The organism is Salicola sp. AFF1 (genome assembly GCF_056783195.1).
The window spans coordinates 135,643-146,920 of record NZ_JBXAYL010000010.1; the positions used below are offsets into that span (position 1 = coordinate 135,643).

9 protein-coding genes are annotated in these 11,278 nt (G+C 57.3%); all 9 read right to left on the reverse strand.

Features of this window, described 5'->3' with window-relative positions; genetic code table 11:
• Positions 1-9 precede the first annotated feature (9 nt).
• The 9 genes from cheD to AC1RQI_RS09105 all read right to left on the reverse strand — a co-directional run bounded on the left by cheD (position 10) and on the right by AC1RQI_RS09105 (position 10,645).
• Complete coding sequence (gene cheD / locus AC1RQI_RS09065) at positions 10-636, reverse strand: chemoreceptor glutamine deamidase CheD (RefSeq protein WP_481904501.1); 627 nt, start codon at positions 634-636, stop codon at positions 10-12.
• On the reverse strand, positions 636-1,472 hold the full coding sequence (locus AC1RQI_RS09070; RefSeq protein ID WP_481904502.1) for a CheR family methyltransferase: 837 nt from the start codon (positions 1,470-1,472) through the stop codon (positions 636-638). The genes cheD and AC1RQI_RS09070 overlap by 1 nt, the downstream gene beginning before the upstream one ends.
• 83 nt (positions 1,473-1,555) lie before the next feature.
• On the reverse strand, positions 1,556-4,294 hold the full coding sequence (locus AC1RQI_RS09075; protein ID WP_481904503.1) for a methyl-accepting chemotaxis protein: 2,739 nt from the start codon (positions 4,292-4,294) through the stop codon (positions 1,556-1,558).
• A 73-nt stretch (positions 4,295-4,367) separates the two neighbouring features.
• Positions 4,368-4,874: a chemotaxis protein CheW gene (locus AC1RQI_RS09080; RefSeq protein ID WP_481904504.1), complete on the reverse strand. Its 507-nt coding sequence runs from the start codon at positions 4,872-4,874 to the stop codon at positions 4,368-4,370.
• Positions 4,864-6,900, reverse strand: a complete 2,037-nt coding sequence (locus AC1RQI_RS09085; protein WP_481904505.1) for a chemotaxis protein CheA — start codon at positions 6,898-6,900, stop codon at positions 4,864-4,866. Before AC1RQI_RS09085 ends, AC1RQI_RS09080 begins: the two co-directional genes overlap by 11 nt.
• A 41-nt stretch (positions 6,901-6,941) precedes the next feature.
• Entirely contained in the window at positions 6,942-7,307 is a 366-nt protein-coding gene (locus AC1RQI_RS09090) for a response regulator (RefSeq protein WP_416634764.1), read from the reverse strand.
• Between the two features lie 53 nt (positions 7,308-7,360).
• Positions 7,361-9,070, reverse strand: a complete 1,710-nt coding sequence (locus tag AC1RQI_RS09095; protein WP_481904506.1) for an ATP-binding SpoIIE family protein phosphatase — start codon at positions 9,068-9,070, stop codon at positions 7,361-7,363.
• Between the two features lie 52 nt (positions 9,071-9,122).
• Positions 9,123-9,416: an STAS domain-containing protein gene (locus AC1RQI_RS09100; protein ID WP_416634762.1), complete on the reverse strand. Its 294-nt coding sequence runs from the start codon at positions 9,414-9,416 to the stop codon at positions 9,123-9,125.
• 44 nt (positions 9,417-9,460) lie between these two features.
• Positions 9,461-10,645, reverse strand: a complete 1,185-nt coding sequence (locus tag AC1RQI_RS09105; protein WP_481904507.1) for a methyl-accepting chemotaxis protein — start codon at positions 10,643-10,645, stop codon at positions 9,461-9,463.
• Between the last annotated feature and the right edge of the window lie 633 nt (positions 10,646-11,278).

Sequence of the window (11,278 nt, forward strand, 5' to 3'; positions counted from 1 at the left end):
CTCCCTGGTTTACTGGTCGAAGAGTTCGACATCGCCCCCGTCAGCGGAACCATGACGCAGGCGCATCCGATATTCGCTTTCGCGATCAAGAATCGTTGTATTGTGCAGTACACGGATCTTTTTGACTTTTACCTGGCCGTTTTCCGGAAAAAAATAGATTTTGCGCGGGCAATCACCCGCCACGTCCCTGGCCAGGATTGGAATGGATTCCTCGTAGAGAAAGTTTTCCACGAATTCCGCATTGCGTTCGCCCACATGCTGACTGGCCAGCCCTCTGAGTACATTGCCGCCGCCGAAGATTTTGGCCTGCAAGCGAGTACGGCTGGCGCCCAGCTTGAGCAGTTGATTGATGAGCAGTTCCATGGCATAGGCTCCGTAGCGGGCTGACGGAGCCACTGGGTTACGCCTATCGGCATGTTCATCAGTGGGCAGCAGGAAATGGTTCATGCCACCGATACCGCGGACGGGATCGCGAATGCAGGCGGCAATGCAGGAACCAAGGACGGTGACGATCATCGCATCCTGCTGCGTCACGTAATACTCCCCGGGCAGTATCTTCACGGCATCACGCTCAAAATAAGGATCAAAATACTGGTTGGGCGCCATGAAGAGATTTGATTCGGCTTCTGGGGGCATTATGAGTGCCCTCCCTGGCCAACAGGCCGGTACACGCTCCGGCCGATCAGTTCGACCAGGTCCGAGGCATGCACAAAGCTTTCTGAGTGCCCGGCAAAGTAGAGTCCGCCCTCGCGAAGCAGTGATACCATGCGGGCGAGGATGTGCCGTTGAGTGGTCTTGTCGAAATAGATCATGACATTACGGCAAAAGATGATGTCCAGCGGTGCCTCTATCGGCAAGCTTGTATCCAGCAGGTTTCCCTGGCGGAACGTGATCATGTCTCGGAGAAACGGTTGGACCCTGACCTTGCCCGCGTTTGCCCCGCGACCCCGCAGGAAGAAATGTTTTTTGGTTTCCCGTGATAGGTCAGCGATCCGCTGGGCCTGGTAAACGCCCGCTTGAGCAGTGCGCAGGACCTGGCTATCAATATCGGAGGCCACGATGCAGGCTGGCGGCCGGTCGTTGCTGAAGGCCGTCACCAGTGTCATGGCTATGGAATAGGCTTCTTCCCCCGTACTGGCGGCCGCGCACCAGATGTTCAGGGGGCGGTCCCGAGGCTTGAGGGTGACTGCTTGGCTCGCCAGGTAATCAAAATGGTGGCTTTCCCTGAAAAACGAGGTCAGATTGGTGGTCAGCGCATTGATGAACTGCTCCATTTCCTGATCCTCAGCGGCAAGATGTTCCAGATAGCTCCGGAAGTCCTTGAGCCCCAGCGCACGTATGCGCCGGGAAAGCCGGCTGTAGACCAGTTGTTTTTTGCTGTCAGAGAGGCGGATGCCCGCCCGTTGATGGATGAGGTCTCTGACTTTCTCAAAATCGGCGGTTTGAAAACCAAATTCCCTCGACTCCTCCACGAATGGATCGCCCCCTGGTGTCGTTGGCCCCAGTGATCGACGTTATTGTTGACGCCACGGCAGGGCAGCGTGGCGCCTGGTTATCAGAATGTTTCCCAATCGTCCTCTTCACTGGCTTGCGGCCGGGAACCTTCCGCGGGCTGTTGAGTCGTAGCAGCGGATTTCTGCTTGTGCTTCTGCTTCTGTTCCCGAATCTGGCCCTGACTGTTTGAGTGGGTCAGTTGCGCTTGCCCTCCCTGACTGCTTCCGGCAGAGCGGTGTTTGTCCTGTAGCGTGAATTGCGCGATCAGGTGCTGCAGGTTTTCAACCTGCGACTGCTGGCTCTCCGCTGCTGCAGCGGCTTCTTCAACCAGTGCCGCATTCTGCTGGGTCATTTCATCCATCTGGCTGACTGCGGTGTTGATATTCTCAATCCCACTACTCTGCTCCTCAGACGCGGCCGAGATTTCGGCGTTGATGTCACTGACACGCTTGATGGCCGTCACGATCTCCTGTGTCTTGTCGCCGGACTGATTCACAAGCTGGTTACCGCTCTGGATCTTGGACACTGAGTCCGAAATCAGGCCCTTGATGTCCTTGGCCGCATTGGCGGAGCGTTGGGCAAGGCTGCGGACCTCGGAGGCGACAACGGCAAAGCCGCGTCCCTGGTCGCCGGCCCGGGCTGCCTCAACGGCCGCATTCAGTGCCAGGATGTTGGTCTGGAAAGCGATGCTGTCGATCACGCCAATGATCTCCTCGATCTTCTGAGCCGACTCGTTGATCTCATTCATCGTTGAAACAACCTGGGCCACCAGTTCGCCGCCATCCTGGGCCACCTGGGTCGCCTGGTCCGACAGGGTATTGGCTTGGCGCGCGTTATCCGTATTCTGTTTCACGGTTGAGGTGAGCTGCTCCATGCTGGATGCGGTTTCCTCCAGGTTGGAGGCCTGTTCCTCGGTACGTGATGACAGGTCCGTGTTGCCCTGCGCGATTTCGTTGGCAGCGGTTGCAATGGTTTCAGCGGCCTGGTGGATCTGACCCAGCATCTCGGAGAGACTGTCAGCGGTCTGGTTGGTATAGGTCTTGAGCTGACCGAAGGTACCCTCATAGTCAGACTCAATGCGCGTAGTAAGATCCCCATCCGCGATCCTGGCAAGAACGCGCACCACATCGTTCAATCCCTTTTCTGCTGTTGCCACCAGCTCATTCATTCCCTGTGCCATTTCCAGGAAGTAGCCCTCCTTGCCGTCTTCGCTCACGCGGCGTGAAAAGTCACCAGCGGCAGCGGCCTGGACAATCGTTGTAATTTCTTCGGACGCAGCCACTTCGCTGGTGCGATCAAGCCATTCAATAACAGTACCCAGGCGATCCCCGCGGTCATTCCAGACAGGGTTGGCCTGCAAACGGAAGTGACGCCCCCCCACGACAATGTTCGAGGTGTACTGGGACGTAAGGTTTTCCAGGATATTTTTCTGGTGAGACGGGTTCTTGTGGAAACGGTCGATGCTTTGATTGATCAGGTCATCCGCCCGGAAGTGGGGTAGATCCTTCTGAAGGTCGGGTTCAACCCGTTTCAGCATCTCCTGAACCGAGTGGTTCAGGTATATGATGTTGCGGTCATTGTCCGCGATCATGACATTGGTCGTGGCGCCATCCATGGCGGAGCGGATCTGGGTGTTGAACACGGCTTGTTCCGCTGCGTCCCGCAATGAACTGACCATATTCCGGACCGCCAGCATGACACTGCCTTCTGGCAGATTGGGAGAGAATTCATGATCGTAGTCTCCCTGCGCAACCGCATTGGCAATGGCGCGTAGTTGTTGTGGTTCGCCACCCAGCATACGGCCAACATCCTTGACCCCCCAGACCAGCCAGATGACCAGCGCGAGCAGCAGTAATGAGCCTATGGATACGGCCACGAGTATGGTTAGCTCGGTCTGCCTGATCGCCTCGGCCTGCGCGTTGAGTCCAGAAAGGCGCTCCTGGGTGAATGTTGCGTAATTCGATAGCTGTCCCGAGGCCATTGTCCACCATTGATCCGGCGCCAGGTCAGCCCGCCTGGCCTCATAGAGTTGCTTGCGGGCGTTCGCCAGGGCCTTGGCCTGCTCACTGTTGATGACCGTCTTACTGAGTTGCTCCTGCGTCTGCGCCGGCAGCACCAGGTTGGCGACGGTGAGCTGTGACTTGGTCGCCCCCAGTGCGTGCTGGGCCGCCCCCAGAAGCGCCTCGCCACCGTCGCCGCCCGGACTGTTGGCGAGATAGGCTGCGATGTAGCCCCTTTCAAGCCCGGCAGCATCCTTGGCAAGCACAACGCTCATCAAACCGCGTGACATCAGGGCAAGGTCTTTCGCCCCGGCTTCAGTGGCATTCTCTGGCAGTGTTTCGAACAGCTGGATAAGGCTCTGGATCAGGTTGGTGTACTCGTCGGCAACCGCCTTCACCGGGAGCTCACGGCGCCTGACAGGGGTCCTGAGTTCACCCAGGTTTTCAAGCCGGCGTATGACGCTCTCAAGATCTTGCTGGAAGTGATGGCGCATCGTTGCCGCATCACGCGATGCAACCTCCGAAAAGTCTGCTGCGGCCTGGTCAACCACCTGGTATTGACGACGAAGATCACTGGGCAAGGTATCGTCCGTGCTGGCGATGAATCCCATGCTTTTGCCGCGCTCCTTCTGGAGGGCGCCGATCAGGGGAATGGCGTCTTCAACAACGTGTTCGGCCGCTGCAATGCGCTTGGTCGCTTGGTAGTCCGTCCAGTTGATGGTCAGTTGTTCGACGGCCAGCCAAACGACCATGAGTGCACTTAACGCCGCGAGCAGGAGGATTCGTGTCTGCAGCTTCATGTGCTTGAGGAATCCCATAAAATCACCCTCCCATTGAGGTTCGTCGTTTCCAGGCTCGTGCCCCATTACTGCACTAGGGCGCATCCGGCGATTCAGCGACCGCTTCCACAAGCCCCATTTCATCGCTGGTGATCAACTTCTCGATGTCCACCAGAATCACCATGCCCTCTCCAACATTGGCCAGCCCGATCAGGTACTCGCTGTCAAAAGCCACGCCGAAGTTCGGGGCCGGTCGGATTTCCTCCGCGGTCAGCGTCACCACATCCGAGACACCGTCCACTACGACGCCCACATAACGTCCGTCAATCTGCAGAACGATGACGATTGTGAATTCGTCATAAGTGGCCTCACCCACATTGAATTTGATGCGCAGGTCGATCACCGGCACGATATCGCCGCGCAGGTTGATCACGCCTTTGATGAATTCCGGTGCGTTCGCGATTTTTGTGACGGCTTCATAGCCACGGATTTCCTTCACCTGGAGTATGTCCAGGGCGTAGCTTTCATCACCCAGGGTGAACGTCAGGTATTCCTGCCCCTGTTCGTTGGCGGCGCGGGCCAGTTTTTCTTCATTGCTCATGGGATGATGCCTCCTCCCGCTCTACGGGTTTTGCCAGGTCGGCCAACGCCTCCGTGTCCAGGATCAGCGCCACGCTGCCATCGCCCATAATGGTGGCGCCCGCGATGCCGGGAACCCGCCGATAGTGTTGTTCCAGGCTCTTGATCACCACCTGCTGCTGGCCCACAAGATCGTCCACCTGCAGGGCAAAACGGCGCCGGCCCGATTCGACCAGCACCATGATCCCTTCGCCGGGTTGCGTTGCCTGTGCGTCCTCAACCGCCATGACCCGGTGCAGGGGAATGACGGGCCAGAACTGGTCGCGTACCGCCAGCAGTTGATCGTTGCCGCCAAGGGTTCTGACAGAACCGGACTCAGGCGCCATGGATTCGAGGATGTTGACCAGGGGCACGATGAAGGTTTCACGCCCAACCGATACGCCCATGCCATCCACGATCGCGAGGGTGAGCGGAAGGTGAATGAAGAAGGTGGTGCCCTCGCCGGGGTCAGACTTGATTTCCACCCGGCCGCCGAGCGCTTCAAGGTTCTGCCGGACCACGTCCATACCAACGCCGCGACCGGATACATCGGTGATGGCATCTGCCGTGGAAAAGCCGGGCTCCATGATCAGGGACCAGACAGTCTGGTCGGTGGGGTTCTTGGGCACCTCGATGCCCCGTTCAATGGCTTTCTCCAGGATTTTGTCGCGGTTCAGCCCGCCGCCATCGTCGGCCACTTCAACCACTACATTGCCGCCGTGCTGCAGGGCTCGCAGTATGACAGTCCCTGTCTCGGGCTTGCCGGCGGCCCGCCGCTGCTCGGGGCTCTCCACACCATGATCCACGCTGTTGCGTACGAGGTGGGTCAAAGGGTCTGTCAGTTTTTCAATCAACCCCTTATCAAGTTCTGTTTCTCCGCCTTCAACGACCAGCTCAACCTTCTTTCCCAATTTCCCGGACAGGTCCCGGACGACTCGCGGGAACCGGCTGAAGGCAAACGAGATGGGAAGCATCCGGACCGACATAACGGATTCCTGGAGTTCCCGGGTGTTGCGCTCAAGTTCCGTAAGAACGCTTTCCAGACGCTCGCCGGTTGAGCCCTCAACCTCTTTCCCGATTTCCATCAACATGGATTGGGTGATCACCATCTCACCCACCAGATTGATGAGTTGATCGACCTTCTGGATATCAACGCGGATGGAGGAACTTTCCTTGCTCGCTTCTTTATTGCCGCTTTTGGGGGCTGGGGTTGAGCTGGCGCTGGTTGCGTTTGACGTGCTGGTGGGGGAGGCGGCGTCTGGCTTGGAAGGAGGATCCTTGGCGTCTTCAGCATGCTTGCTGTCGACCGTTTGTTTCTCGCTTTCCGGCGGACCGGAACCGGCTTGTCCGTTGCTGGCCCTGTGCTCTTCGTCCCCCAGCAGGCTTTGAATGTAATCGGCATTCGCGACGGCTGACGAATGGGATTGGGCTGCATCAGCTGGGGGTTCGTCCGGGGGAGAATCCTCGAAGAAACCGAAACCGGCATCGTCCTCCCCGTTCGCCGGGGCATCCTCAAAGAAACCGTAAGCGTCTGACTCATCAGCGCTTTCGACAGGGGCGGCAAAGAAGCCGTAGCCGGCGGTCTGCTCATCATCATCGGCGTGAGTGTTATCAGGCCGGTGTGCGGTCAGCCATTGTTCGAGTGATTCGCTGGCGTGGTTCACGCTTTCCCAGTCCGGCTCCTGCCCATTGCGGTAGGCATTCAGAATGCTGCGCAGGGTATCGCCTGTCTTCAGAAGGAGGTCCACAAGCTCCGTGGACAGTTCAAGGCTACCGTCACGGGCGCGATCCAGGAGGTTCTCCATAATGTGGGTGACGGCCCCCAATGCTTCAAAGCCGAAAATCCCGCTCCCGCCTTTTATGGAATGGGCGGCGCGAAAGATGCTGTCGAGATCGCCCGGATCAGGCTGGTCCAGATTAAGCGCCATCAGGAGCCGCTCCATCTCATCGAGATGTTCTGCTGTTTCGTCGAAGAAGCTTTGGTGGAACTGTTCCATATCCAATGACATCGAGAGCGTCTCCGGATCGGATCAGGGGGTACAGGATTCAGTCATTTGAGCACCTTCGAGGTCACATCCAGCAATTTGGATGGGTCGAAAGGCTTGACCATCCAGCCGGTGGCCCCGGCGGCACGGCCCTTGGCCTTCATGGAGTCACTGGCTTCCGTGGTCAGCACCACAATGGGCGTACTCCGGTAACTGCTCATGCCCCTGAGGGTCTTGATGAGCGTGAGGCCGTCCATGTTCGGCATGTTCTGGTCGGTCAGGACAAAATCGAAGCGCTTTGACTGGCACAGATCCTGCGCCTTCTTGCCATCTTCCGCTGTTGTCACCTGGTAGCCCGCCTGCTTGAGTGTTGCTTCCACCATCTGCCGGATGGAAGCAGAGTCATCCACAATCAAGACATGTTTGCTCATGATCCGTTGTCCTCGTTGTTGCTCCATGAACCTCCCATCACAAGGGCAGGGCGCTACCCTGGGTATGGGATGCTCGCTTCAACCCTGTTGCCAGGCGGTCTGATCACGAAATCCGCAGCATATTGGCGAACAATCGCCAATCCGCGTCCGGATGAGTGCTCGGAATGGCCTGGATCAAGTCCTTCTTCCTTAAATCCCCATCCTGAATCAGCCACGCAGACCCATAATTTGCGCGCCACGTCATCCCAGTTAAGGTTGATCGAGACCCAGTCGTCCTTTTGCAGTTCGGTCAATCGCCGAGCCCTTTCTTCAGCGTAGACCAAAAAACCATCCTCTTTCTGCTTCAAACTGGAATCCAGTTTGAGAACCCCATGATCCAAAGCGTTACTAACGAGTTCGTTCAGGACCAGGAACACGCGCTCAACCAGATCGCGTGCCAGATTAAGCTCATTGATCAGCGACATGGCCAGGGTAGGTGGCACAATGTCTTCCAGCTGCTGTGCCTTGAGCAGAAGCGACCACTCAAAGGGGCCCCGATCAAGTTTGGAAGAGGGAGCAGGGAGCGCTTCCGAGTTGGCACCACCTGCCAGCGTTGAGGCGTGCATGAAGGCCTGGGGGTCAATGGCGAACAGCGTTACGTCATCATCGTATTCCTGGGTGCCGGCGTGGTCGGCCAGGGTGGCAAAGAGGGCTTCAATCGTGTCTTGAGGGGACGGTTTAATGGCTTGATCCAGAGCGTCCCGCCCCAGAGGCTGATTATCGCTATTGGTCTGTTCATAGAGCCCGTCGCTGTAGCCCAGCAAGAAGCGGCAGAACGTCAGCGAGAAGGTATCGGTAGCGGTTTCAAAGTCGGTGTCGCCCAGAACACCAAGGGGCATCTTGCTGGATGCCACCTGGCTCACTATCTGGCCGCTTCCATCAATCCCCAGCAACGGGGGCATGCCGCCGTTCCAAATGGCGATTTCCTGGCGCGTCGGGTCCATTTCCACGGCAACACAACAGACGAAACGGTCGCTGGGTGTATCAAACAGAAGATGGCGGTTCAGTTCAAGCAGCACCGCCTGCAGCGCGAACCCCTTGGCGATCATGGTCTGGAAGGTGGACACCACCGGTAGAAGGGTGATCGCCGCGGACAGCCCATGACCGGTGGCATCCAACAGCATGACGATGGCCCTGCCGTCCGGGCCCGTCGCACGCAGGATCAAGTCCCCACTGAAGGCGTGGGAAGACAGCGTCTGGCCTTCGACACCGGGAACAGGGCGCGTTGCGCGTTTAACAATGAAGTCGTACGTGAAGCGGGCTAGGTATTCCTCACGCTCATTGCGTGCAATCAGGCGTTCCAGCTTGCGGTTTTTGTCGTCAAGTGCCTGTTGCAGGCCTTTTTCCCGCAGAAGGGCTGATATCTTGAGCGTCAGTAAGCCAAGATTGAAGGGCTTGATCAGGTAGTCGGAGGCACCCCGTTCAAAACATTCCGTCAGGAAGGATTCGTCATTGTTGGCGCTGAGCATCATCACCCTGGGGCACTGGGCCTTGTCGCCTTCAAAATCGCAGGTGAAGTGGGGCAGCAGTTCAGAGCCCTCCCCATCTCCCAGATAATTGTCCAGAAGAACGAGATCAAGTACCTCTGAGGCATCCAGCCATGACTGGGCTTCCGCGTAGGAACCAGCCTGGTACAGCGTGATATCCGGGCTGTCCTCCAGCGCCTGCGCGATGAGCATCCGCATCAGCTCGTCGTCTTCAACCAGCAGCACCGAAAATGTCATTAAAAGCCCTATGATGCGTTACACGATTCAAGGACAGATCAAACCTGTACTCTCAGCGCATCGTGATCATTTTCTGGATGTTTGCGATTTCCAGCGTATCCTTGACCGACCCTTTGGCATTGGAAATCACAAGCGATTTATTGGCGCTGTCGCATTTTTTCTTGAGCTGGATCAGCATTCCCAAAGCCGCGCTGTCGATGAACTGGGTACGAGCCAGATTGACAACCACCGTCTGACTTTCAGTGTCATCCAGGCATTGCTGGCTTTCAGCAATGAATTCCTGGTGGCCTCCAAAATCAAAGCGCTCGCCCACAGCAATGACGTTTTCGCGGGATTTTTCACTCATGGTCTCTGGCACTCTTCATAATGGGTGGCCTGTCCAAAAAGGGTTCAAAAAAGATCCACGTTGCCGGATTGCATGGAACTGGCACTTACCGGATTCTTGTCTCTGGCGGCTAGAGCAGTCTGATATTGCTCAAGCGCCTGCATCAGGGCCTTTTGGGCCGTTTCATTGGTGCTGGCTTCAAGGGATTGGGCCAGGGGGTTGAGGGCGTCTATGCCTTCCCGCGTAAAGTGGATTGTCTGCCTGGCCATATCCTCAAACTGCAGAGCCCTTATCGCTTCGTTCAGGTTCTGGTCGAGTTGCTGTGCCTGTTCCTCCACCTTGCTGGCGATCTCCCGGTCTTTGTCGGATTTATTGGCAAGCATCTCGATGGTGTTCTGAACGTTCTTCTTGGCGTACATCACGAACGTCATGTCCTGGGAGGCAACCGAGCCAACTTCATTTCTCAGGCCCTCAAACGACTGTTCCATGCCCTTGAGCCGGCCCTGGATATCCTTGCTGAATTCCGCTGAACGCTTGGAAAGCGTGCGAACCTCATCCGCGACAACGGCAAAGCCGCGCCCGTTTTCGCCCGCGCGAGCCGCCTCAATGGCGGCGTTCAGCGCGAGCAGGTTGGTCTGGTCCGCAATGCCGTCAATATCCTGCATTGCCTTCATGACCGCCGGCATGGCCTGTGCTACTGAGTCAACATGCTCCACCAAGCCCATGGCATCAGAGCTCATCTGGACGGTGATCTCGACGAAGCGATTAAGGGTCTGGGAGGTCTCCTCCACAAACTGCTCCATCTTCATGCCCGAACTGGCGTCGGACTCGCTGCCGGCCTCCGCGTACATGAGGTCGTTCAGCTGTTCGATCTGGTTGGTCAGCAGGCGCTGGATATCGCTGAATGAGTTCTGAAGTGTTGAGCTGGCATCAGCCTGTATCCGCTCCACCGAATCGAGCCCTTGCTGCGTTTCGCGCAGGCGTGCCTCCAGAACCTCGCCCAGGTCAGCCATGACATTTCGGGAATCCTCGCTGTCAGGAGATGCGCCCGAGGGTTCAGGGGAGGAGGCAAGGGCGTTGGTGGGCCACCACTGGGGAAGCATGGCGGCAAACACCAAAAGCACGCCAGCCCAGCCCTGCCAGGTCATGGCCACCAGCATGCCCACCGCTAGGCTTGCGAAAGGCCACCATAAATTCCCTGTTACTTTTTCTCCGGCCATGGCGAACCCGCTGCCCTCCCTCGGAGTCATGATTGTTCCTGAGTGCCGTCAGCGCCCCAAGGACGGGGCTGGCTGCATCGAGACGACCTCTGCCATTGAGCACGATTTTGGATATTTCCTGACCATTCTTTTAGCAGTTGCACAGGTAGGGCGCTAGGAAATGGTCGTTGGAATTGCAACGGGTAGTATCGGAAATGTAAGTAGGCGCAAGGGTGGGGCGCTCAGCTGCGGGCCAGGAGAGCCGACGTCATCCTTGTCGGGGAGCGGCCCTGTCCGGACCTCCGTGGCGGTCGTTAGTGGGGGGCGGGCTACTGGCTACGCCGCTTAACGGGTCACATTCAGTTCCTTCAAAACACCAAAAACCACCATTCCGGCCAACACTGTCCCCAATAAGCCCGCCACAACGATGAAAAGCCTATAGATTCTCGGTAGGTCTCGAGCCTGCGCCAGAAAGACGCCAACGCCCACCTGCGCAAGGCCGTAAGGGATAAACAGCCAGCTAAGCGATACCCAGAACCGCATGACCGTTAACTCGCCACAGTGTCTCGTGGCGCAGATATCGAACGTGATCAGGTAATAAACCAATACCTGAATCCGTTACTTCAATCGACCAGAAATGCGCCCAAAGCCTGCAATAACAAGGCTTTGAGCGATATAATAGCA